At 70.0% G+C, this 23062-nt stretch carries 26 protein-coding genes; 6 read left to right on the top strand and 20 right to left on the bottom strand.

What is annotated here, in order from left to right; all coding sequences use genetic code 11:
- Positions 1-3: 3 nt before the first annotated feature.
- The 8 genes from GXW71_RS28940 to GXW71_RS28905 all read right to left on the bottom strand — a co-directional run bounded on the left by GXW71_RS28940 (position 4) and on the right by GXW71_RS28905 (position 7446).
- A complete protein-coding gene (locus tag GXW71_RS28940; protein WP_211856189.1) occupies positions 4-438 on the bottom strand; it encodes a phasin family protein in 435 nt (144 codons plus the stop codon).
- Positions 439-584: 146 nt separating this feature from the next.
- Positions 585-1211, bottom strand: coding sequence for a TetR family transcriptional regulator (locus GXW71_RS28935; RefSeq protein WP_211856188.1), 627 nt, complete (start codon positions 1209-1211; stop codon positions 585-587).
- A 175-nt stretch (positions 1212-1386) separates the two neighbouring features.
- The gene (gene proC, locus GXW71_RS28930; RefSeq protein ID WP_211856187.1) at positions 1387-2202 is read right to left on the bottom strand and encodes a pyrroline-5-carboxylate reductase; all 816 of its coding nucleotides are present in this window, start codon (positions 2200-2202) and stop codon (positions 1387-1389) included.
- Between the two features lie 202 nt (positions 2203-2404).
- Positions 2405-3376 (bottom strand): acetamidase/formamidase family protein, encoded by a 972-nt coding sequence (locus GXW71_RS28925; RefSeq protein ID WP_211856186.1) that lies wholly within the window; start codon positions 3374-3376, stop codon positions 2405-2407.
- Positions 3377-3537: 161 nt separating this feature from the next.
- Complete coding sequence (locus GXW71_RS28920; protein WP_211856185.1) at positions 3538-4434, bottom strand: cupin domain-containing protein; 897 nt, start codon at positions 4432-4434, stop codon at positions 3538-3540.
- Positions 4435-4447: 13 nt separating this feature from the next.
- On the bottom strand, positions 4448-5428 hold the full coding sequence (locus GXW71_RS28915; RefSeq protein WP_211856184.1) for a Bug family tripartite tricarboxylate transporter substrate binding protein: 981 nt from the start codon (positions 5426-5428) through the stop codon (positions 4448-4450).
- A 38-nt stretch (positions 5429-5466) separates the two neighbouring features.
- Positions 5467-6384 carry a DUF6282 family protein gene (locus tag GXW71_RS28910; RefSeq protein ID WP_211856183.1) on the bottom strand — a complete coding sequence of 306 codons (918 nt, stop codon included), beginning with the start codon at positions 6382-6384 and terminating at the stop codon, positions 5467-5469.
- Positions 6385-6387: 3 nt separating this feature from the next.
- On the bottom strand, positions 6388-7446 hold the full coding sequence (locus GXW71_RS28905) for a beta/alpha barrel domain-containing protein (protein ID WP_367617392.1): 1059 nt from the start codon (positions 7444-7446) through the stop codon (positions 6388-6390).
- 122 nt (positions 7447-7568) lie between these two features.
- Between GXW71_RS28905 and GXW71_RS28900 the strand changes: the two genes are divergently transcribed.
- Entirely contained in the window at positions 7569-8489 is a 921-nt protein-coding gene (locus GXW71_RS28900; RefSeq protein WP_211856182.1) for an IclR family transcriptional regulator, read from the top strand.
- A gap of 51 nt (positions 8490-8540) precedes the next feature.
- Here GXW71_RS28900 and GXW71_RS28895 read toward each other — a convergent pair whose 3' ends face one another.
- From GXW71_RS28895 to GXW71_RS28845, 11 genes are all read right to left on the bottom strand, one after another.
- The gene (locus GXW71_RS28895) at positions 8541-9194 is read right to left on the bottom strand and encodes a hypothetical protein (protein ID WP_211856181.1); all 654 of its coding nucleotides are present in this window, start codon (positions 9192-9194) and stop codon (positions 8541-8543) included.
- Positions 9195-9327: 133 nt separating this feature from the next.
- Positions 9328-10374, bottom strand: coding sequence for a magnesium/cobalt transporter CorA (gene corA, locus GXW71_RS28890; RefSeq protein ID WP_211856180.1), 1047 nt, complete (start codon positions 10372-10374; stop codon positions 9328-9330).
- A gap of 64 nt (positions 10375-10438) precedes the next feature.
- Entirely contained in the window at positions 10439-11140 is a 702-nt protein-coding gene (mtnC, locus tag GXW71_RS28885) for an acireductone synthase (RefSeq protein WP_211856179.1), read from the bottom strand.
- Entirely contained in the window at positions 11137-11673 is a 537-nt protein-coding gene (locus GXW71_RS28880) for a 1,2-dihydroxy-3-keto-5-methylthiopentene dioxygenase (RefSeq protein ID WP_211856178.1), read from the bottom strand. Before GXW71_RS28880 ends, mtnC begins: the two co-directional genes overlap by 4 nt.
- Complete coding sequence (locus tag GXW71_RS28875; RefSeq protein ID WP_211856177.1) at positions 11670-12287, bottom strand: methylthioribulose 1-phosphate dehydratase; 618 nt, start codon at positions 12285-12287, stop codon at positions 11670-11672. The genes GXW71_RS28880 and GXW71_RS28875 overlap by 4 nt, the downstream gene beginning before the upstream one ends.
- Before the next feature lie 77 nt (positions 12288-12364).
- Positions 12365-12631, bottom strand: a complete 267-nt coding sequence (locus GXW71_RS28870) for a twin-arginine translocase TatA/TatE family subunit (protein WP_211856176.1) — start codon at positions 12629-12631, stop codon at positions 12365-12367.
- A 214-nt stretch (positions 12632-12845) separates the two neighbouring features.
- Positions 12846-13820, bottom strand: a complete 975-nt coding sequence (locus GXW71_RS28865; RefSeq protein ID WP_211856175.1) for a Bug family tripartite tricarboxylate transporter substrate binding protein — start codon at positions 13818-13820, stop codon at positions 12846-12848.
- Positions 13821-13931: 111 nt separating this feature from the next.
- Positions 13932-14429, bottom strand: coding sequence for a CHAP domain-containing protein (locus GXW71_RS28860; protein ID WP_211856174.1), 498 nt, complete (start codon positions 14427-14429; stop codon positions 13932-13934).
- An 86-nt stretch (positions 14430-14515) separates the two neighbouring features.
- Positions 14516-15277, bottom strand: coding sequence for a hypothetical protein (locus GXW71_RS28855; protein ID WP_211856173.1), 762 nt, complete (start codon positions 15275-15277; stop codon positions 14516-14518).
- A complete protein-coding gene (locus tag GXW71_RS28850) occupies positions 15277-16122 on the bottom strand; it encodes a DUF2167 domain-containing protein (protein ID WP_211856172.1) in 846 nt (281 codons plus the stop codon). The genes GXW71_RS28855 and GXW71_RS28850 overlap by 1 nt, the downstream gene beginning before the upstream one ends.
- Before the next feature lie 137 nt (positions 16123-16259).
- A complete protein-coding gene (locus GXW71_RS28845) occupies positions 16260-16835 on the bottom strand; it encodes a TlpA family protein disulfide reductase (RefSeq protein WP_367617391.1) in 576 nt (191 codons plus the stop codon).
- A gap of 4 nt (positions 16836-16839) precedes the next feature.
- On the opposite strand from GXW71_RS28845, the gene argH reads away from it, so the two are divergent.
- The gene (gene argH, locus GXW71_RS28840) at positions 16840-18258 is read left to right on the top strand and encodes an argininosuccinate lyase (protein ID WP_211856171.1); all 1419 of its coding nucleotides are present in this window, start codon (positions 16840-16842) and stop codon (positions 18256-18258) included.
- The gene (locus GXW71_RS35305) at positions 18255-18383 is read left to right on the top strand and encodes a hypothetical protein (RefSeq protein ID WP_281417441.1); all 129 of its coding nucleotides are present in this window, start codon (positions 18255-18257) and stop codon (positions 18381-18383) included. The genes argH and GXW71_RS35305 overlap by 4 nt, the downstream gene beginning before the upstream one ends.
- 229 nt (positions 18384-18612) lie before the next feature.
- Here the strand turns inward: GXW71_RS35305 and GXW71_RS28835 are convergent, their stop codons facing one another.
- On the bottom strand, positions 18613-20322 hold the full coding sequence (locus tag GXW71_RS28835) for an ABC transporter ATP-binding protein (RefSeq protein WP_211856199.1): 1710 nt from the start codon (positions 20320-20322) through the stop codon (positions 18613-18615).
- 508 nt (positions 20323-20830) lie between these two features.
- Between GXW71_RS28835 and GXW71_RS28830 the strand changes: the two genes are divergently transcribed.
- The 3 genes from GXW71_RS28830 to GXW71_RS28820 all read left to right on the top strand — a co-directional run.
- The gene (locus GXW71_RS28830; RefSeq protein ID WP_211856170.1) at positions 20831-21166 is read left to right on the top strand and encodes a hypothetical protein; all 336 of its coding nucleotides are present in this window, start codon (positions 20831-20833) and stop codon (positions 21164-21166) included.
- 118 nt (positions 21167-21284) lie between these two features.
- Positions 21285-22631 (top strand): diaminopimelate decarboxylase, encoded by a 1347-nt coding sequence (gene lysA, locus GXW71_RS28825; protein WP_211856169.1) that lies wholly within the window; start codon positions 21285-21287, stop codon positions 22629-22631.
- Positions 22628-23062: DUF4175 family protein (locus GXW71_RS28820; RefSeq protein WP_211856168.1), on the top strand; the 435-nt coding region annotated here is incomplete at its 3' end. The genes lysA and GXW71_RS28820, both read left to right, overlap by 4 nt.

Here is a 23062-nt window from a genome sequence, read left to right as displayed (position 1 = left end):
GGGTCAGCCGTCCGTCTTCGGCTGCGTGAGCGCCTTCGCCTCCTCCATCGCCTCCGCGAAGCGGTGGTTCAGCAAGGACAAGGCCTCGGTGCTGGATTTCTGGATCAGCTCGGCCAGCTCCCGCATGTTGGCGACGGCGCGCTCATAGGTGATGCGCACCACCTCCGCCTGGCGCTCGGCGCGGGCCTGCGGGGCCTCGACCTCGGCGAGCTTGCGCATCGCTTCGGACAATTCGCCGACCGATTGCTGCAGGATCTCCATGTGGCGCTTCGCCACCGCCTGTGCCCCTTCCAGCGCCACGCGGTTCGCGGCCGACAGCGCATCCAGGTTGCGGCGCTGCGCGCCGGCCAGGGCCTCCAGATCAGGCATCGCGGGAAAACGGAAATCGCCGAACAGACGGGTCACGTCCGGCTTCGGGCTGTTGGAGCTGCTGGACATTTCCTCAATCCCTCTCCTAGAGCGTGATGACTTGCGGCGGAATCGCCGAAAGTCCGAATCACGCGATCAAACAAAGGGCTAGAGTATGGTCCGTGAGCGCAGGCGAGCGGATCATGCTCCAGCGCCCGTCACCCGACGGGCGGTGATCAATCGGCGGGTGCGGCAGCCTCCGTCGCCCCGGCTTCTGCATTGTCCGGCGCGATCGGCAGGCGCAGGCCGCGGGCGATGCCCTCCGCCCGGTCCAGCGCGCGATCGAGCGCCGCCATGGTGGCCCCGAGATCGGGGCTGTCATCCGCGTGCCAGGCCCGCACGGCGGCGAGCCAGACGACGGCCAGGCCCGGCGCCCGCCAGGCGCCGGCGGGCAGCGCGGCGTCGATCTCCGCCGCCTCCAGCATCCAGCCCATCGAGACCAGGAGATGCGGCGCCAGGAACAGCGCCAGGAAGGGATCGCGCTTCATGTCCGACAGCAGGCGGAGGATGCCCGGACGATGCGGCTGCATGGCGTCCAGCCGGCGCATGAGCACGTCGAAGATACGGTCGCGTGGGCTGCCGCCCTGGCCGCGCACCGTGCCCGCCAGCACGATCCGGTCCGCTTCGCGACCATGCAGCAACAGCAGGTCGAGCGGCGTGCGCGCGCGGCTGCGCAGCGCGGCCAAGGTGGTCCCGGCCTCCTCGGCGACACGGCCCATGGTCACGCCATGCCAGCCGCGCAGCGCCACCACCTGCCAGAAGCCCGCCAGCAGCGCGGCGTCGTTGGGTTCGCTCTCGCTCATGACGACAAATATGGGCCGGTGCGCGGATGATGCCAGCGAAGATTCTGCGAGAGGATGGATACTTACAGCAGCCCTCAGACGCCCGTGCCGGAGGGCACGCCTCCGGTGTGACGCGTGACTGCGCGCGGGCCGCATTCGCGGCTGCGGACCGGCCAAGCTGCCGGTCGGCTATACGTCACCCCGCCAGTTCGCGGGACCGGGCAGTCGCTGCGGCCATGGCGCGGCGGATCGCGTCGGGCCAGGCTTCCTCCGCCATCAGCACCGCCAGTGCGCGTTCGGTCGTGCCCTTGGGGCTGGTGACGGCACGGCGCAGCGCCGCCGCATCCTCGCTGCTCGCCGCCAGCAGGGCGCCGGACCCCGAGACGGTCACGCGCGCCATGCGCCGTGCCAGGTCGGGCGGCAACCCCTCCCCGATTGCCGCCTGCTCCAGGAGCTCGGTCAGCAGGAAGACATAAGCCGGACCGCCGCCGGAGACGGCGGTGACGGGGTTGATGAGGTCCTCCTCCGCCACCCAGGCGACCTCCCCGATCGCGGCCAGCAGGCGGTCGGCCAGCGCCCGCTGCGCCTCGGTGACGCCGGGGCCGGTGAAGCCCACGGTGAAGCCCTGGCGGATCGCGGCCGGGGTGTTGGGCATGGCGCGGATCAGCGCCGAGCCCTCGCCCAGCGCCGCCTGCATCGAGGCGACCGACCGCCCGGCCATGATCGAGATGGAGAGCGCGCCGGCCGCGAGCGCCGCATAGGCCGGCAGCGCCGCCGGCGCCTCCTGCGGCTTGATCGCGAAGACGATGACGCCGGGGCTGAAGCCAACGGGGATCGAGGCGGCATCCGGCACCACCGTGACCCCCTGCCCGGCCAGCGCCCGCAGGGCTTCGCTCACATAGGGTTCCACCACCACGGCGGAGGCGAGGCCCTGCTCGCGCCAGCCCGCGAGCATGGCGCCGCCCATCTTGCCGCAGCCGACGAGCAGCAGGGGGGGAAGTGTTTCGGCCATCAGAGCCTGTCTCGGCATGGGGCGGCGGCGAGGTGGGGAGTCATTTTTCGTTCCTGTCGTGTCGGGTGACGCAGCCGATGCTGGTTGCATCGGCCCGAGCAGATCCCGTCAGGGTGAAGCTGCTCGGCAGACAAAGCTGGCCGGCGCGGCAGGGGCGGAAAAGGACCGCCAGATCGCCGCCGCCCCATGCCGAGGCAGGCTCTCAAAACAGCAGCCCCTTCTTCAGCTTGCCATGCACGCCCTTTTCGCCGTTCACCGTCTGGGTCACCGCGAAATCCACCGCTAGCGAGCAGAACTGGTAGGCATCGGCGTCGGAGAGGTTGGAGCGCGAGCAGATGAAGGCGATCATCTCCCTGAGCGCCTGCTTCATCGCGAGGTCGAGATCCTCGTTCAGCCCCATGGTGATGTAGTGGGTCGGCGTCTCGGCGCGCGGGAAGCGCAGCGCCGGGCTGTTCACCCCGCCGCCCTTCACCAGGCTCAGCTTGAAATGGCCGGTGAGGTTGATCTCCAGCGCATTGATGCAGACCTCGCCATCGCCCTGCACGCCATGCCCGTCGCCGGCCGAGAACAGCGCCCCCTCGGTCCAGACCGGCAAATAGAGCGTGCTGCCGGCGGTCAGTTCCTTGTTGTCGAGATTGCCGCCATGGGCGCGCGGCTCCTTGGTGTTGATCATCCCCCAATCGCGCGGCGGCGCCACGCCCATCACGCCGAAGAAAGGCGCCAGCGCCAGCTCCATGCCCCCTTCCTTGGGACCGAAGGGCAGCGTGCACACCATCCGCTCCTTGTCGGCCGGGATATGCAGCACCCGGCGATAGGGGAAGTCCTCCGGCAGCGTGCCGAACAGCGGCCGGAAGCCGCAGAAGCCCCAATCCGAGCCGAGCTCGATCTTCGCGATATCCACGCGCAGCATATCGCCGGGCTCAGCACCCTTCACGGCGACCGGGCCGGTGATCACATGCGCGCCGAGGCGGGGCAGCTTCGCATGCACCTCCCGCAGCGCCGGATGCACCGCCAGCATGGATTCGCGCGGCGGCATCTGCTCTGGCCCGCCGGAGATGCATTCCAGGACGACGGTGTCACCCGATTCCACCTCCGCGAGCGGCGGGAAGCTGGCGTCGAAGGCGCCCCAGCGGCAGGTCTCGACGCTGGCGTCGATGCGGATGGTCTTCGGCATGGCGGGCTTCCTGGCTTGAGCGTGATCGCTTGAGGCGGAATCGCCGAAAAGCGTGAATCACGCGATCCAACGAAGTCCCTGCTGCCAAGTTCGACGCCGCCGGCGCCACCCGTCAAGCGGAGGTCGCCGGGCATGCCTGCCCTGCCCCGTGCCCTGCCCCGTCAGGGCATCGGGTAGTCGCCGGCATTGAGCACCCAGCCGGGTTTTTCCGAGAAATCCCGGCGCGGCGGGCAGAAGATGTCGACCATCTGGCCCGCCATCTCGGCCCGTGAGGTGTGGATCGCCGGTGGCGGGATGACGGTCAGCGAGGGGGCGGCGCAGTATTCATGGTCATCCGGCCGCCAGATCGTCATGTCCGTGGTCCAGGGCCAGCGGATGTGGTGGGTATAGGCCCCATCCAGCACGAGCGAGCCTTGTTCGAAGTCGTCATGATGATGCGGCGACATCTTCGTCGCGTCGCGCGGGCCATCGGCCGGGTCCAGGTAGTTCACCATGAAGGTCGTGCAGCGCCAGATGCGCCCGAAACGCGTCGGCTCGGGCGGCACGTCGAGGCCGTAACTGCGGACGCGCCAGCCGCCGGGCGGCGCCGGCCAATCGGCGAGCGGCGCGACATTGGGGTGCGGCTCGGCATAGGAGGCGGCGTTCACCGCCCGGGCAGCGAGGTCCCCGGCGCGCGTGGTGAAGAGGCGGATCATGCGGCCGGGCGCCTTGACCGTCACGCGGCTGTCGCCAGGCGGGATGAAGGCGAGGCTGTTGCCGTCGAGGCCCCGGCGCTCGCCGCCGGCCTCGATCTCCACCCGGGTCGCGGCGTCGGGCAGCAGCAGGACGTATTCGTCCGGCTGCGCCGCCCGGGCCAGGATCGCGCCGGCCGCCGCCTCGACATGATTCACCAGGAAGTTCTGGCCGCGCGCGTACCAGCCGCGCAGGCCCTCGGCCTCCTCCTGCGGTGGAAGCTCATAGAACCTGGCGTATTCGGCACCGGCGAAGCGCGTCGGCGCTGGCCGGACAGTCGCCGGCGCGGCGGCGAGCGCCGCGCGCGGATCGGATGCGTCGTACATGCTGCCTGCCCTTTCACTGCTTCGGGATATTGGCCGCCTCGATGACGCGGCCCCAGCGTGCGCCTTCGCTGCGCAGGAAGGCAGCGAACTCCTCCGGCGAGCTGGCCGCCGGCTGCACGCCGAGCTCGTTCAGGCGGGCGCGAACATCGCCATCGGCCAGGACGCGCACCATCTCCCTGTTGATACGCTCGACGACCGCAGGCGGGGTGCGCGCCGGGCCGGCCAGGCCGTTCCACGAGCCGACGACATAGTCCGGCAGCCCGGCTTCGACGGCGGTCGGAACCTCCGGCAGCAGGGGAAAGCGCGTGGCGGAGGTCATGGCGAGGGCACGCAAGCGCCCGCCTTGAATCTGCGACAGCACGGGGGCCAGGATCTCGCTCGCGATATGCACGTCACCCGTCGCGGTCGCATTCACCAGATCCGGGGTCGAGCGGTAGGGCACCACGGTCAGATCCACATCGGCCATGCGGCGCAGCAGCTCCGCGCCGAGATGCTGCGCGTTGCCCACCGAAATCGAGCCGATATTGATACTGCCCGGGGCCGCCCGCGCTGCGGCGAACACTTCCTGCAAGGATCGGTAGGGGCTGTTGGCGGCGGTCAGCAGCACGTGGTCGAAGGCCGTCATGCGGCCGATCGGCGCGAAATCGCGCGTCACGTCATAGGAGAGGCTGCGATAGAGCGACGCGGCGGTGCTGTTGGTCGTCGTCAGCAGCAGCAGCGTGTAGCCGTCCGGCGCGCTGCGCGCGACCGCCTCGGCGGCGATGATGCCGCCGGCGCTCGGCCGGTTGTCGATGACAATCGGCTGGCCCAGCGCCTCGGAGAGGCGCGGCATCACCAGCCGCGCGGTGAAGTCGCCGACGCCGCCGGGCGCGAAGCCGAGCACCACGCGGATCGGGCGCGCCGGCCAGGCATTGGCCTGCGCCAAGACCGGCCGCACCAGCGATGCGGAGGCAAGGGCGGCGCTGCCGAGCAGCACCCGACGGGAGATCGGCATGGCAGGGTCCTCCGGAAGCGTCCCGTTGCGCGGCACTGTCAATGGATGTCCAGGAGCTCGGCGGCGTTGCCGGCGACCATGCGGCGGATCTCCGCCTCGCCGTAGCCCATGTCCAGCAGCATGCCGATGATCTGGCGGAAGCCTTCGACCGGCGTCGGATTGCCCTTCTGGCCGAGATCGGAGCCGAAGAAAGTGTGCTCGACGCCGCCGGCATCGATCACCTGTCGCAGGTGGTCACGGTCGAATTGCTCGAATACCGAGGGGATGAACATGCAGATGGAATGCTCCATCTTCACGCCCATGCGGGTGAGCGCCTGGATGTCCTGGAAGGAGCCTTCGTTCACATAGGTCGGGTGATTGAGGAAGCATCGCTTCACCCCGCGCCGCGCCGCTTCCTCATAGAAGGGAAACAGCTCGCTGATGTGGTGGTGGCCGCCGGAGACCGCGGCATCGGCTTCCGCGATCAGGTCCAGGATCAGCTTCACCTCATCGCGCACCACGCCCTGCGCATCGGTCAGGGTCGCGCCGACCGGCTCGATAGTCTTCTTCGTGTTGGTCGGGAACTTGCCCTGAAAGGCGGCCTTCTTCTCGTGGTCGATGTGGTTCTGGGCGTGCGCGGTCGCCATCCACACGACCCGCGCCCCCTGCTTCAGCGCGTAGTCCACGGCGCTCGGGTTGAGGCCGCCGACCGGGTTGTTCAGCACGATCGCGCCGATCGCACGCGTGAGCCCCGGGAAGTGCGTGTTGATCAGATGCGCGATCGGCATCGTCGGGTAGTAGTGGTCCTTGAGCAGCACCGCCGCCATTCCGGCCTTCGCCGCCTCGGCCACCACCTCGATATGGTCGACGGCACGCGGCATCAGCGATGGGCCGGGATGGGTGTGCAGGTCGATCGCCCCCTGCATCAGGCGGTCAATGACGGCGTCGCGAGCTTGGGTGGAGGGTGCGGCTTCCATGGTTCAGCTCCCGCTTCCAGGGGTGACGTAGTTGCGCCAGTTGTCGGGGCGCAGCGGCATCTCGGCGAAGCTGCGGCGGCTGTCGGCCGCGCGGCCGATGATCCCGGCGACGGTCAGGCCGCGGCTCCCGAGGTAGTCGTCGAGCTGGTGCAGCGCTTCGCTGAGCACCTGCGGACCGCGCAGCATGACCGGGGATGCGATGCCGACCGCATGCGCGCCCGCCAGCAGCATGCGTGCCACGTCGTGGCCGTCGCGCGCGCCGTTGATGCCGATGAGCGGCGCCTCCGCGCCGAGCCGTGCCCGCGACAGCGCGAGCCAGTGGCAGGTGAGCGGCAGGTTCCAGTAGCCGCCGATGCCGAGGCTGGTGCCCAGCACCGGCGCCATGCTGTCGAGATCCGGCACCATGCCGAGCAGGCGTCCGGCCATCACCACCGCGTCGGCGCCGGCACCGAGCGCCGCTTCGGCCAGCTCGGGCACGCGTTCGCTCTGGCCGGTCAGCTTCACCCAGAGCGGCAAGGACACCGCGCCGCGCATGGCGGCGACCAGGGTGCCGACCCGCTCCGGCGACAGCTCGGTGGACACCGCGCCCTTCACGGCCTGGCTGGCATAGGGCGTGCCGATATTGAATTCGAGCGCACGCAGGCCGGCCTGCTCGATCCGGCGCGCGAGGCCGAGCGCCGCATCGATGTCGGCGAGCACGAGGCTGGCGACGAGCAGGCAGTCCTGCTGCCGCGCCAGCCGGTCAAGCGCGACGTTCTGCTCGAGCCAGTGGTCGAAATCCTGCGGCGTCAGCCCCGAACGCGTGGCGAGCGTGACCTCGGGCGGCGCATCCGGCCCCCAGGGCACCGGATTCCAGGCGGCATCGAGGGCGATGTACTCGGCCCGCTGCAACTGGTCCCGGGCAGCGGCGGACTCGTTCGCGGATTTCACCACGACCGCGCCGGCGCCGGCGGCGATGGCGGCGCGCACGCCCTCGGCTTCGATCATGTGCTCGGCGGCCGCGGCGATGACCGGGTTCTTGAGCCCGAGCCCGCCGATCCGGGTTTCGAGGCGGCCGGTCACGTCCGGAGCCGGGCGGCCGGGAGGCTGGCGATGGGGGCCGGCATGCGATGGAGCGTCCTTCCCAAATATTATTGTTCGCGCTACACGAACGTTGTTCGCGACTGTGAAGCTCAGCCAGGCCGATGAGTCAACCGAAAACCAGCCAGGCGCGCTTGAACCTCGCGCGGCGGCGCGACACGTTCACGGGTCGCGAACAGGCGGAAGGAATGCTGGTGGCGGAGCAGAAGGAGGGCAGTGGCGTGCGCGCCGCCGATACGGTCCTGGCAGCGCTCGAGGCGGTGGCCTGGGCGCGCGAGCCGATCGGCGTGACGCAGATCGCCCAGGCGATCGGTGCCACCAAGAGCGCCGTGTTCCGGCATCTGCAGACGCTGATGGAGCGCGGCTACCTGACCCAGGATGCCGACAGCAACCGCTTCCGCCTCGGCCCCAAGGCCTTCCTGATCGGCCATCTGGCGCCGCCCGCCTGGGATGTCGCCCGCATTCTGGAACGGCCGATGCGCGATCTCCGCGACGCCACCGGCCTCGCCACCGTGCTGAGCACGCCATCGCCCCGGGGTGCGCTCGTCGTCGCCACCTTCCCCGGCACCCATGCGATCGAGATCGGCGTGCGCCCGGGCAGCGAGCTCGCGCTGCATGCCTCGGCCCAGGGCAAGATCTTCCTGGCCTTCGGACCGCCATCCCTGACCGATCAGGTCCTGGCCGTGTCGCGTCAGGCTTTCACGGACCGCACCATCACCAATGCGGCGGCGCTGCGCGAGGAACTTTCGCGCGTCCGGATGCGGGGCTACGCCGTGGCGCCAGAGGAGGCGCTGCTCGGCATCAACGCCCTGGCCACGCCCTTGCGTGATCATCGCGACGCCGTGGTCGGCGCCGTCGCGCTCGTCGGCTCGATCCAGCACCTGGCGCCGCAGCCGGCGCCCGGCCTGATCGATGCCGTCAGCCGGCTGGCCGAGGAGGGCTCGCGCCTGCTGGGGCACGGGGTGACGGACCGGTCACCGCCGGGCAAACGCCAGAACCGGCCGCAGGACGGAACCGCCAGCTAGGGCGGATCACCGAAAAGCGTGCATCGTGCGATCAGGCAAAGGCCTCGAGCATTAGCGCATCGGCGGCAGCAGGCGCTGCTCGGCCGGGCAGATGCGGGCCAGGCGATCGTATTCGGCAGGGCTGTCGATGCGGCCATGCCCGCGGGCGCGGGCGCGCCGCATCGCGGCGAGCGATGGTTCCACGGCGCGGCGCAGGCTGGCCTGGAGCACCGCTGTCGCCGCCTCGGCATTGGCGGCGCGGGCGACGGCACTGCGCGACCAGTGCCGCACGGCGCGCCCGACCGCCTGCTCCGTCTCGCGGAGCGTCGCGCTGTTCACCGCGACGTGGCGGCGTTCATGGGCCAGCACCTCGCGCCACAGGCAGCCATCCCGGGGGATTTCTTCGGCGATGCGGATCGCGTGCTCGACATGCACGAGCTCGATGGCGATCCGGTCGGGCACCGCGCAGACGGTGCCGTTCGGCTGGCGCAGGTAGCGCGCGGAGAGCTCGGTGCGCCATTCGACACGGGAACTGGTGACCCCGAGATGCTGCCCGTGCGCTCCTTGCGCATCCGCCATCTGGGTGCGCAGCGCCAGCATGGGGGCGGCCGCGAGCGTCGGTTCCGGGTCTTCGCGCCGCACTGTGATCTCGGCACCCGGCACCGGGCAGGCGGCCTGCGCGGTGAACGGCAGCAGGATCAGCAGAGGCAGGAGGAGGCGCTTCATACCGGCCGCATGATATTCTGAACGTTCTCGGCGATCATGCGGCCGGTATGAGTCTTTGCTCGGCGCGCAGCCGCCACACCAACCCTGCACGCTGATACCCAGCTCCGAAAGCCAAGACTTTCTCCGCCGGGTATCAGAGCCATCCCTTCCTGCGGAAATAGAGGACCGGCAGGATGGCGGACAGGATCATCACCACGACCGCCGCCGGATAGCCGTATTCCCATTTCAGCTCCGGCATGCTCTCGAAATTCATGCCGTAGATGCTGGCAACCAGCGTCGGCGGCATCAGCGCCACGGCAGCGACGGTGAAGGTCTTGATGATCGAGTTCTGCTCGACATTGATGATGCCGAGCACCGCATCGAGCAGGAAGTTCGCCTTGCTGTTCAGGAAATTCGCGTGTTCGACGAGGGAGCGGACGTCGCGCACCAGGGTCTTGATCAGCACCTGGTTCTCCTTCCGCACCGCGGTCGCCTTCTCGGCGCCGACGAAGGTCAGGATCCGGGTGAGCCCGAGCAGCGTCTCCGAGGCGCGGGTCGTCACCTCGCCGACCTGGCCGAGCGTGATCAGCGTGTCGCGCAGGTCGGCGTCGCGGCGGTTGGCCTTCACCTTCTGGCCGCGGGCGCTGCGGAAGGCGCTCTGGCTGGCACGGTCCATGTCGGCGCCGATGCGCTCCAGGATATCGGCGAGGCGATCCACCACCTGCTCGAACAGATGCAGCATCACTGCGTCGGGGGAGGCGAGCAAGGTGCCCGGCATGCGCTGCGCGCGCAGGTTGAAGACCGAGAAGGCCTTGGGCGTCGCGTAGCGCACGGTGATGAGATGGGTCGGCGTCAGGACGAAGCTGATGGCGGTGGAGCCGTATTCGCCGCCCTCCACGCCGTAGAGGAAGTTCGCCGTCAGGAACAGCGCATCCCCCTCGCGATAGAGGCGGGAGGAGCTTTCGATCTCCTGCATCTCCTCCCGGGTCGGGATCTCGAGGCGGAGCGCGTCCTGCACCGCGCGTTCCTCCTCATGGGAGGGGTTGAGCAGGTCGATCCAGACCGAGGCCCGCAGCGCGTCCGGCTCCACGATCGCCGCGGCGTCGATGTTCTGCGGCGGCGGCAACGCCGCGGTGATTTCCGAGACGCCCCCCTCCCGCACCAGGCAATGGCCGTCCTTCACGCTCCAGATCGTCAGCATCGGCGGCGGCCTCCGGGATCAGGGCGCTTCTAGCGGTTACAAGGGAGTGGGGCCAAGTGTCGCGTCAGTAACCTTTTGGCAGCCCATGGAGGAGCGCGACAGCCGCGAAATCCGCGGCTGTCGGATGCCACCCGGACGCGATGGTCCCGTCATCGGGACGCAGCATCTGGCAGGTGGCGAGGCCGGCTTCCGCCGCCGCGTCCAGCTCCTGCGCGATATCCGACAGGAACAGGATCTCGGCCGGCGGCAGGTTCAGCCCGGCAGCGATCGCGGTGTAGCTGGCGCGCTCCCGCTTGGCGCCGATCCTGGTGTCGAAATAGCCGTGGAACAGCGGCGTGAGATCGCCGGCGCTGCTGTGCCCGAAGAGGAGTTTCTGCGCCGCGACCGAGCCGGAGGAATAGACGCAGAGCCGGAGCCCGGCGCCCGCCCAGGCACGCAGCGCTGGCGCGACATCCGGATAGAGCGCGCCCTTGAGCCGGCCATCGGCATAGCCCGCCGCCCAGATCAGCCCCTGCAGGGATTTGAGCGGCGTGACCTTCGCATCCTCCGCCATCCAGCGCCGCAGCGCCTTGCGCGGATCCTCCCCCGGCGCTTCGGCGCGCACGGCCTCGATGATCGCCAGGACCTGCGGGTCCTGGCCATGCGTGTCGAGGAACCCGTCGAGCGCCGTCTCAGCAAACGGAAACAGCGTATCCTTCACGAAGGCGATCGGCGTGGTGGTGCCTTCGATGTCGGTGACAACAGCCGCAAGCTTGGAGGGGTTCACGCCGCGACCGGAAAACGCTTGGCGAGGTCGGTCCCGGTGTAGTGCGGCACCCAGCCGGAGGTGTCGGTGAAGATGCGGAGCGCGGTGAAGCGCGGCTCCGGCCCGGCATCGAACCAGTGCCTGGTATTGGCGGGCACGCTGATCAGGTCGCCCTGCATGCAATGCGCATCCCAGACCTTGCCGTCGATATGCAGCACGAAATGGCCGCCGCCGCGGACGAAGAAGCGCACCTCGTCCTCGGTATGGGTGTGCTCGTCGAGGAACTTGGCGCGCAGCGCCTCCTTCTGGGGGTGGTCCGGCGTCAGGCTCAGCACGTCGGCACTGCCGGCGCCGGAATCCCCCATCAGCGCATCCAGATGCGGCTTGTAGGCCGCGAGGATCTCCTCGGGCGTCGCGCCATCCGCGGTCTCGATGCCGTCCCAGCGTTCGAAGCGCACGCCGATCGGCGCCAGCGCCGCGGCGATCGCGGCGGGGTCCTGGGTGTTGAGGGTCTCGGCGCCGGTCGCGGCGTCCCACACGGTCAGACGGCTCATCGCAGCCTCCTCTCCTCGAGTTCGCAGGCGAGCATGAATTCCAGGGCTTCCATCCGCGCCAGGGCGGCATCCATGTCCGGGCCCCAGAGATAGGCGCCATGGCCACGGATCAGATAGCCGGGCGGGATGGTATCCGCACCCGCCCAGCGCGCGTCCAGCGCGCGCTGCAGACGGGGGATGTCCTGGTCATTGTCGAGGACGGGCACCGCCACGCTGACATCATGCGTCGGCCCGCCCGGGAAGGCCTTCAGCAGCTCGTAGCCGGCCAAGGTCAGGCTGCCGCCGGCGGCGCGGGACAGCACGGTATTGGCGATGGAATGCCCGTGCACCACCGCCCCGGCATCCCGGAAGCGTCGATAGATGCCGCAATGGAGCAGGGTTTCGTAGGAGGGGCGATCACCCTGGACCTCCGGCCGGCCATCGCCGTCCACGGCCATGACGTCGCCGGCAACGAGCGCGCCCTTGTGGCGGCCGGACCGGGTGATCGCGATGCGGCCATCAGGGAGGCTGACGGAGATGTTGCCGGCCGTCGCAGGCACCCAGCCGGCATCATCGAGCCGACGTCCGGCCGCGATGATCGTGGCGATTGCCGCTTCAGGGATGGGGACCGTCATCGGAAGCGCAGCGGCATCGGCCCGGCCATTGCCGGGCGCGCCTCGGCATGGCGCGGGCTTCCGCCCGCGCCACCGCGTCAGGCAGCCGGGCGGCTGGTGGTGCCGGAAGCGGGCTGCGAGGTGGTCGCGGCGGGCGCGGCGTTCGGACCGGCGATGCTGCCGGCCGGCGGCTGCTGTGCCGGCGGCGCCATCGACTCGTCCTTCTCCTCTTCCTTCATGTTCTGCTTGAAGGATTTGATGCCCTTGGCGAGGTCACCCATCAGGCCGCTGATCTTCCCGCTGCCGAACAGCAGCAGGACGACGAGAAGCACCACGAGCCAGTGCCAGATGCTGAAGGAACCCATCGTGACGCCTCGATATCCTTGGGGCAGCCCACCCCGGCGGGGGCCGCGCTGTCTTGCCGTGACGGGCCGCACCCTAGTGGGCTGGGGCTTCCCGTGCAAACCGGTTCATGCGCCGCATGTGGGGCCTGGCGTTCCGCGACGCAACGGGGAATGACGCCAACGGCCCAAGTTTCCCACCCGTTGCATGGAAAGCCGGAGCAGAGCAGCGCCGGCGCTAACCTTCGGCGCGAATGCCGAGGCGCCGGATCAACCCGCCCCAGCGCGCCGCCTCCGCGGCGACGAAATGCGCCGCCTCCTTCGGGCCGGAGCCGACGACCTCGAACCCCGCTGCCTCCAGGCGCTGGCGCGTCCCTGGATCGGCCAGCGCCGCCTGCGCCTCCTCCGCCAGCCGCGCGATGCGGGCAGCGGGCGTCGCGGCCGGCACCACCATGACCTGCCAGCCATAGGAGTCCGCATCCGCGATGCCGAGCTCGGCGAGCGTCGGCACCTCCGGCAGGCCCGGGAAGCGGCGCGTGCCGGTGGTCGCCAGCGCCCGCGCCCGGCCTTCGCGGAGCTGCGGCAGGACAGCCGCCGCCGTCACCACCATCGCCTGGATGCGGCCGGCGACGAGGTCGAGCGTCGCTTCCGGGAAGCCGCGGTAGGGTACGTGCAGCAACTCGAGCCCGCCGAGGCGCGCCGCCAGGTCGAGCATCGCGAGATGCCCGCCGGAGCCGGCACCGACCGAGCCGAAGGCGACGGCGCCCGGGTTGGCGCGGGCATGGGCGGCGAAGCCGGCCAGGTCGCGGACCCGCAGATCCGGATGCACGACCAGTGCTTGCGCCCCGCGCACCAGCAGCGACACTGGCCTGAGGTCCCGCGCGGGATCGTAGGGCAGGTTCGGGTAGAGCGCCGGCGCCGTCGAGAGCGGCCCGTTGATCGAGAGGCCGAGCACATGCCCGTCATTCGCCTTGGCGATGAGATCCGTGCCGATAGTGCCGCCGGCGCCGGCACGGTTCTCGACGACGAAGGGATGGCCGAAGGCGGCGGCCAGCCCGGCCGCGACCGCGCGGCCGGTCAGGTCCGGGGTCGATCCCGCTGGAAAGGGCACGATGAAGCGCACCGGCCGCTCCGGCCAGGCTGGCTGGGCGCGGGCGGGAAGTGCCGCCAGCGTCAGTGGCGTGGCGAGCAGGAAACGGCGGCGGGTGTTCATGCCTGGCGTCATCGCGCGGGACGCGCGTGGGTGCAATGCCGCGGGACGCGCGTGGATGCAATGTCGCGGGACGCGCGTGGATGCAATGTCGCGGGACGCGCGTGGATGCAATCAGGCGCTGCGGGGATGGATAAAGCCATAGGCGGGAAAGGGCGTGGTGCCATAGGCGTCGGTGCGCGGATACCAGACCCGCACGATCGACCAGTCGCCGTCCTGCGAGACATCCATCACCGGTTGGTCACGGGCGATCATGCCGCGCGCGCCGGTCCCCCAGGGCGCCCAATTCGCATGATCCACCCTGATCTCCCGCGACGAGACCACCCGCGTCACCACCGAGAGATGGCCCGAACGCAACCGGGAGGTCCTGGCGAGCACCAGCACCGCGCCCCGGCTTGGTGCCCTGTCGCGGGCGTAGCGGCCGGCGGCTTCACCCCACCATTCCCAGGCATCGCCGCGCAGCGCGATGCCGGAACGCTGCCGCGCATAGGGCACGCAGGAGATCGATCCGGATTCATAGCCCGGCGCCACGCGCGGCCCCCCGCCCCGCGTGGCACCGCACCCTGCCGCGATCAACGGCAGGGCGAGCGTGATGAAGTGGCGCCGCAGCATCCCCCGATGCCCCCGTGCCCAGTGTCCCCGGGGGGCGATTCTCGGTGTTGAATCAAGCTTTTTCAAGTCATAGTTGCAGCAGAACCTCAGAACGCCTTCCTCTGCCCCAAGACATCCTGGTACCGGGCGGCCACATCCGCCTCTTCCCCAAGCAATTCTCCGTTCTGCTCGAGCTCCTCGATCATGACCGGCAGATGATGCGCGAGCGCGGCTGCCGCCGCCGCATCGGGCCGGCTGGTCGCCAGGGCAACCCCGTCGACATCCGGTAGCGGGCAGGACAGGGAAATCTTCCGGCACGCATTGGCGAGCGACCCCGGCGCCAGCAGGCATTCGAAGACCCGGGCCGCGATCTGCCCCCAACCGATGTTCCACGACCGACGCTGCGCCGCCAGCGCCACCCCGAGGCAGAGCGCGAGGGTCACATGGACGGGAATGACGAGCAGGAACGCGACCCCGAGGCCGTGCCAAGCCGTCAGCAACGGCCCCGCGAGAAACAATGCGAGGCCCTCCGTTACTCCGAGGAGGCGATACGGCAGCAGGCGCCGGCGCCGGATCGCCAGCAGCCGTTCCGCCCGCCGGAGATCGCGGCGTGCGTGCGGTGTGACGCCAAGCCAGGGCAGTTGCACGGCGCCGAGAAAAGGCAGCAGCGGATGGAGCACGGTGACCGCCCGACGTCCGAGCCGCCACCCCGACAAGGGCGGGGCCAGCCTCCAGGCGCCGCCCATGGTTTCCACGAGGAAGACCCGGCGGCCGGAATGCAGCCGAACGTTCTCGGCCAGGAAGAACGCGGCGCAGACCAGCCAGAAGAGCTGATCCGGGGGCCGGAAGCCGTCGAGAATATCGGTCACTACCGACCCGGCGGGTTCGAGCCGTCCTTGACGAAGAATCGCTTGAAGAAGGCGAAGACGGCAGCGCCGGCAGCCAGCACGCCGAGGCCGATCACCTTGCCGAAGCTCTTGAGGAAGCCTGCGCCAGCCACGGCCGCGCCGCCGAGGATCAGGCCCGCAAGCCCGTATTCCGCGATCCGGTCCCCTTGGCGGTACTCCGCATAGCGCTCGCCCTGCTGGTAGTCGAAGCCGCGCAGCGCCACACGAAACTCGCGCATGTCCTCCGTCAGATGCTGCGGATCGGACACCAGGATCGCGGTCATCACGCCGCCGCGGCCCAGAAGCCTGATCGAATAGTTGATGGTCGCATCGCCCCGGTCATCGACGAGCCGGGTGGCCCATTCCAGCCGGCGGGTCTCCGGATCGTATCGCGGCTCGACCGCCCACCCGTCGGTGCGCAGGGTCGGCATGCCCAGGCGCTGACGCTCCGCGTTGGCTCTCGAATCGCCCTGCTGAAGGGCGCGCAGCAATTCGTTCGCGTCGAGGTGCTCATCGTCCCGCACATAGCCGATTTGCTCGAAGGAAAAGACCGCGAACCAGGTGACGGCGGCCGGGGTCAGGACCCAATTGCCGCGTCGGGGTGGATTGCCGTTCAGTTCCAGGAAGCGGCTGGACGCGCTTTCATCGAGGAACCGCAGGCCGCCCTCGAGCGAAATGCGGGCAACGGACCCGATGGTGCCTTCGCCGGGTGCCGTCTGCCAGGGCAGGGCCGCAAGCTGCCTGCCCACGCTCTCCTGCTGGGCTGTTGCCGCCTGCGCCAGGAGCATGGCGCCGATGATCAGCAGTCCCTTCAGCAAGGCACGCATCGACACCGCTCCGGTCTAACAACGACCGAGCCTTACCGAATCCATATTCGCTCGCCAAGTGAATTGGGGCCGGTCATTCGTTAGCCGCACTCGAAGGACTAATGTCTTCTTTACTAATCGAGGTCAGCTCTTGTCGCTCAAGTCCGCGACGTCTCTTGACCAATGGGCGCGGCGCCGGCCAGGCGGCGGATCGCGGCGACCATGGCGGGCGCGTCCCATTCCGCCGCGCCTTCCGCCCGCGCCACCTCGCTGCCGCTGCGGTCGATCAGCACCGTGGTCGGCAGGCCGCGCACCCCGAAGGCCCGCCCGGCGGCGCCGCGTGGATCAAGCCAGACGCCGAGATTGCGCAGGCTGTTGCGCTGGTAGAAGGGCTCCACCTGGGCCCGTCCGCCGCGGTCGGACGACAAGGCCAGCACCTGGATGCCCTCCGACGCGAGCATGGCCTGCAGGCGATCGAGCGCCGGCATCTCGGCGACGCAGGGTGGGCACCAGGTGGCCCAGAAATTCACCAGCAGCGCCTTGCCCGGGAAATCCGCGGGGCTTTTGGAGGCACCTTCGGCGTCGGTGAAGCCGAATTCCGGCAGCGGCCGCCGGTCCTCGATCAGCCGCGCGCCCCCGCCCTGCGCGGCCGCGCCTTGCTTGGGGCGGAGTGCCGCCGCTAGGGTCCCGCCCACTGCCAGGGCGCCGAAACCGCGCCGCGTCGCAATCACCACAGGAATGCCTCCGCCCGTGTCCAGCAACGATCCCTCGTCCAAGACCGCCAACGCGACATGGGGCGGCCGCTTCGCGGAGGGCCCCAGCGCCATCATGGGTGCGATCAACGCCTCGATCGGCTTCGACCGCAAGATGTGGCGGCAGGATATCCGCGGCAGCCTCGCCCATGCCGCCATGCTCGCGCATGTGGGGGTGATCTCCGCCGATGACGAGGTGGCGATCCGCGACGGCCTGGCCGCCATCGCCGCCGAGATCGAGGCCGGGCGCTTCGAATTCTCGGACGCCCTCGAAGACATCCACATGAACATCGAGGCGCGGCTGACCGAACGCATCGGGGAAGCCGGCAAGCGCCTGCACACCGGGCGCAGCCGCAACGACCAGGTGGCGCTCGATGTCCGGCTCTGGGTTCGGGATGCGATCGACGGGCTCTCCGGTCAGATCCGCGACGTGATGCGGGCGATGGCCGATCGCGCGGCCGAGCACGCCGGCACTGTGATGCCGGGCTTCACCCACCTGCAGCCGGCGCAACCCGTGACCTTCGGCCACCATATGCTGGCGTATGTGGAAATGCTGTCGCGCGACCTGTCGCGCTTCGCCGATTGCCGGGCGCGGATGAACGAAAGCCCGCTCGGCGCCGCGGCGCTCGCCGGCACCGGATTCCCGATCGACCGGCACATGACCGCCAAGGCGCTCGGCTTCGATGGCCCGATGCGCAACAGCCTCGATGCCGTGGCGTCGCGCGACTTCGCCGCCGAATTCCTGTTCGCCTGCGCGATGTGCGGCACGCATCTGTCGCGGCTCGCCGAAGAGATCGTGATCTGGACCAACCCCTATTTCGGCTTCGTCAAGCTGTCGGACCGCTTCACCACCGGCAGTTCCATCATGCCGCAGAAGCGCAACCCCGACGCGGCCGAGCTGGTGCGCGGCAAGACCGGGCGCCTGCACGGCGCGCTGCACGGCATGCTGACCGTGATCAAGGGTCTGGCACTGACCTATTTCAAGGACATGCAGGAGGACAAGGAAGGCGTCTTCGACGCCGCCGAAACCCTGACCCTCTGCCTGGCCGCCATGGCCGGCATGGTGCGCGACATGCAGCCGGAGGTCGGGCGCCTCGCGACCGCCGCCGGCGCCGGCTACTCGACCGCGACCGACCTCGCCGATTGGCTGGTGCGCAGCCTGAAGATGCCCTTCCGCGATGCCCACCACGTGACCGGCGCGCTGGTCGCCAAGGCCGAGGGCAGGAACCTCGACCTCGCCGGCCTGACGATCGGCGAGATGCAGGCGGTCGAGCCGCGCATCACCGAGGACGTGTTCAACGTGCTGAGCGTCGCCGCCTCGGTGCGCAGCCGCACCTCCTTCGGCGGCACGGCACCCGACAACGTCACCCGCATGGCTGCCGAATGGCAGGAGAAGCTCGCATGATCCGCCTGGTCGCCGTGCTGATCGCCGCCAGCACCCTGCTCGCCGCCTGCGGCCGCGTCGGGCCCGTGCGCGCGCCCGGCCCGCCGGACCAGGTCACCTACCCGCGGGTCTATCCGAGCCGGTAGGGGAAGCTCTGTCCCGGAGAGGGCGCTGCCCTCTCCGGACCTCTCCCGGCAGGAGCCTACAGGCCCCTGCACCCCGTTTACTTTGTGAGCCCTGATTGCCAAGGGGCCACCGGTGCGTTTGCACCGGATGGCCCCTTGGCAATCAGGGCACCAAGTGAAGCAGGTCCAGGAGGCTCTAGCCTCCTGGCGGGGTGGGTTCGGGAGGGGCAGCGCCCCTCCCGAGGACGGATCACCCCACCGGCACGGCGACGCCGCTGGCCTGGTGTTCGAACAGGCGGCGGTAGATGCCGTCGGGTCGGGCCATCAGGGTCGCGTGGTCGCCTTCTTCCGCGATGCGACCCTGCTCGAAGACCAGGATGCGGTCCATGGCGCGCACCGTGGACAGGCGGTGCGCGATGACCAGTGCCGTGCGCCCGACCAGCAGCCGGTCCATCGCTTCCCCGATCAGCGTCTCGGCCTCGGAATCGAGGGAGGAGGTCGCTTCGTCGAGGATCAGGATCGGCGCATCCGCCAGGAAGGCGCGCGCCAGCGCCACACGTTGCCGCTCACCCCCCGAAAGCTTCACGCCACGCTCACCGACCAGCGTCGCGTAGCCCTTCGGCAGGCGGGCGATGAAGCCATCCGCATTCGCGAGCGCCGCGGCGCGCTCGATCTCGGCCATGGCGGCACCGGGGCGCGCATAGGCGATGTTCTCCGCGATCGAGCGGTGGAACAGCACCGGCTCCTGCTGCACGATCGCGATCTGCGCGCGCAGCGAAGCCTGGGTCGCGGTCCGGACATCCTGGCCGTCGATCAGGATGCGGCCTTCCGTCACGTCGTGCAGGCGCTGGATCAGCTTCACGAAGCTGGTCTTGCCGGAACCCGAATAGCCGACCAGCCCGACGCGCTCGCCGCCGCGGATGGTCAGGCTGAGGTCGCGGAACAGCGGCGTGCTGTGGCCGCCGTACCGGAAGCCCACTCGATCGAACGCGATCTCGCCACTGATAATGCGGATCGGCTGCGCTTCCGCCGCATCCTCGATGCCGAGGGGGGCGACGGACATGGTGACCATCTCCTCCATCTCGTTGACCGAGCGCTGGAGGTTGCTGAGGTGATAACCGACGTCGCGCAGATAGCCCTGCATCACGAAGAACATGGTCAGCACGGTGGCGAGGTCGCCGGCCCCGGCCTCGCCCCGCCACCAGAGCAGCAGCGCGGTGCCGATGACGAGCAGGCGCATCACCAGCAGCGCCGTGCCCTGCACCGCCTCGCTCGCGGTGCCACGATGCCAGGTGCGCATGGTGCGCCGCCGCCACTTCTGCACCAGCGCCGCGAGCCGCGCATCCTCCCGCGTCTCGGCGCCGAAGGCCTTGACCACGGCATTGGAACCTATCGCATCCGCGAGCACGCCGCCGAGCCGCGTGTCCCAGGCGTTGGACAGACGCGCGGCGGGTGCGACGTAGCGCAGCGAGAGCGTCGCCGTCAGCCCGACATGCAGCACGGCGCCGGCGGCGACGGTGAGCCCCATCAGCGGCCATTGCGCGCCGAGCAGCAAGGTCGCGCCGAGCAGCGCGACAGCCGAAGGCAGCAGCGCGATCAGCACCGTGTCGTTCAGCAGGTCGATGGCCCACATGCCGCGGCTGATGCGCCGCACGGTGGAGCCGGCGAAGCTGTTGGCGTGCCAGTCCGCCGAGAAGCGCTGCACCCGCCAGAAGGCCTCGGTCGCGCTGTCGCGCATCATGTTGAGCGTCAGGCGGATGATGCCGAGGATGCCGAGGATGCGGAGGGTGACCATGGCGACGCCGAGTGCCGCCATGGCGCCGAGCGCGCCGAGTGCCGCACCGAGTGCCGCGTCCCGATCGTCAGCCACCACGGCATCGACGAGGCGCCCGGCGAAGATCGGCAGGCACAGATCGGCCGCCGTCGCCGCCAGCATGGCGAGGATGATGCCGGCGACCATCAGGCGATGGTGCAGCCAGCGGCGAACGACGAAGGCAAGGACGGCACGAAGCGCGTCGGCCGTCCGCGCATGGGAATGGGAGGTCACTGTCTCATCCGGCCGCGCAAGGCGCGGGCCGGTCCCTGGGTCAGGCGATGCGGAAACCGAGTCCCGACGGTCGGTGACCGGGCGGGACGGCTGGGTTCGGCGGGGAAAACCCTGTCGCGGGCGGGGCGCGGGCCGAATGGCCGGCGCTAGGTCTGACGCGAGGTCAGGCGCCGCACGACGGATCGTCGGGTGCGAAGAACATGATGGAACTCATGCAGCCCTCCCGACGAACCAGGGGTTGGAGACAGCCCGCTCTTACCGAAGCCGGCGCCGATGCGCAACCGTGATGGGCACCCGGACGGCCCGGAAGCGGCGGGCTTCGAGATTTGTTGAAGTCGGGCGCGCGAACGGGCATTCTTCCGAAAGAGCAATAAAAATCCTTTGAGGCTCGGTCCTGCCCCTCTGTCACCAGGAGACGTTCATGCTTCGCCGCTTCCTTCTCGCCGCCGCCTTTGTCGCCACGGCCGCAGCGCCGGCCATGGCGCAGTGCGACACCCGCTTCACCTTCGTCAATCAATCGGGCGCGCAGGTGAACGAGTTCTATTTCGGCCCGTCCAGCAACCCGAACTGGGGCTCCGACCGGCTTGGCCAGAACGTGCTGCCCAGCGGCCGGCAGATCATGTTCGACACCGGCCGCTCCGGCGCGCACGACTTCAAGATCGTCTGGGCCAATGGCCAGCATGCCGAGCTCATGCGCATCAACATCTGCACGACCAGCCAGATCGTCGCCACCCGGTCCGGCATCGAAGCGCGCTGATCAGGGCCCCGGGGGCACCCTCCAGGAGGGTGGTCCCCGTGACCGCCCCGGGAGCGGTTTCGGCCCGGCGGCGCAGGTGATCCTTGTGCGGCGCGGCGGTCGCCCCGATTATCCTCCGATGGCCGCCCCTGCCCCCCTCGCCGCCCTCGGCGATCCTGACCCCGCCTTCGCCGACTTGATCGCCGGCCGTCCGCACCTGTCCGCCCATGCCCGCGACGGGCTGATGGTGGAGGAGGTGCCGCTCGCCCGTATCGCGGCGGAGGTCGGCACCCCCGCCTGGGTTTATTCGGCCGGCAGCCTGCGCCGCCGGGCCCGTGCGCTGACCGGCGCGCTGGCTGCTGCAGGGCTCGACGCCTCGGTCCATTACGCGATGAAGGCGAATGACAGCCTCGCGGTGCTGGCGCTGCTGCACAGGGAAGGCCTGGGTGCGGATGTGGTCAGCGAGGGCGAGCTGCGCATCGCCCGCGCCGCCGGCATCCCGGCCGCCGGCATTGTCTTCTCGGGCGTCGGCAAGAGCGAGCGCGAGCTCCGCCTGGCACTGGCCGAGGACATCTTCCAGATCAACGCCGAAAGCGCCGAGGAGATCGCGATGATCTCCGCGATCGCCAGCGCGCTCGGCCGCACCGCGCGGGTCGCGCTGCGGGTGAACCCCGACGTGGACGCCAAGACCCACGCGAAGATCACGACCGGCCGCGCCGAGAACAAGTTCGGTGTCGGCATCGACGATGCGCTGAAGCTCTATCGCCGCATGGCGTCCTTGCCGGGCATCGCGCCGGTCGGCGTGGCGACCCATATCGGCAGCCAGATCACCGCCGGCGTCGGCGCCTATCGCGCCGCCTATGCCAGGCTGGCCGAGCTGGTGCGGGCGATCCGCGCCGAGGGCCTGCCGATCCTGCGCATCGATTGCGGCGGCGGCCTCGGCATTCCTTATCGCGACGAGCCGGCACCGATGCCTGAGGCGCTGGCCGGCGCCATCAAGGCGACGCTCGGCGATCTCGGCCTGCCGGTGATGCTGGAGCCGGGGCGCTGGATCGCGGGGCCCGCGGGGCTGCTGCTGGCCTCCGTGGTGATCGAGAAGATCGGCGCCCAGCGCCGCTTCGTGGTGGCGGATGCCGCGATGAACGACCTGGCGCGCCCGGCCATGTACGATGCCTGGCATGGCATCCTGCCGGTGGCGCCGGATGCCCTGGTGGCGCCGATTGCGCCGGCCGATGTCGTCGGCCCGGTCTGCGAGACCGGCGATACCTTCGCCCGCGGCCGCGCCCTGCCGCCGCTGCCGGCGGGGTCGCTGATCGCCTTCCTCGACGCCGGCGCCTATGGTGCGACCATGAGCAGCACCTACAACGCGCGCCCGCTGGCGCCGGAGGTGCTGGTCGACGGCACCCGCTTCGCGGTGGTGCGCGAACGGCAATCCCTCGAGGCGCTGCTGCACGGGCAGCGCGTGCCGGAGTGGCTGCGCGAATGATCCCGCCCACCCTTCCCGGTCGGCTGCTCCGCCTGCGCGCCCTCGCGCGCGGCGCGCTGCTGTGGGAAAGGGTCTGGCCGGCGCTCTGGCCGCCGCTCGCGGTGCTGGGCATCTTCCTGCTTGCCGCACTCGCCGGCATTCCGTCCCTGCTGCATCCGGCGCTGCACATCGCGCTGCTCGCGGGCTTCGCCGGCCTGTTCGGCGTCACGCTGTGGCATGGCTTCCGGCGCTTCGCGCTGCCCGACACGGCGGCCGCCGACCGGCGCATCGAACGCGACAGCGGGCTGCGCCATCGACCGCTATCCACTCTCACCGATCGCCCGGCCGGCAACGACCCCACGGCGCTGGCGCTCTGGGACGCGCATCGCCGCCGGGCCGCGGCGCAGCTTGCCGCCACGCGCACGGCGCGGCCGCGCCCGGGGCTCGCGGCG

The organism is Plastoroseomonas hellenica, from assembly GCF_018129085.1.
In the GTDB taxonomy this organism is placed as follows: domain Bacteria; phylum Pseudomonadota; class Alphaproteobacteria; order Acetobacterales; family Acetobacteraceae; genus Plastoroseomonas; species Plastoroseomonas hellenica.
The sequence above is the reverse complement of the archived record's forward strand: the minus strand, read 5'-3'. Positions and strand labels throughout refer to the sequence as shown.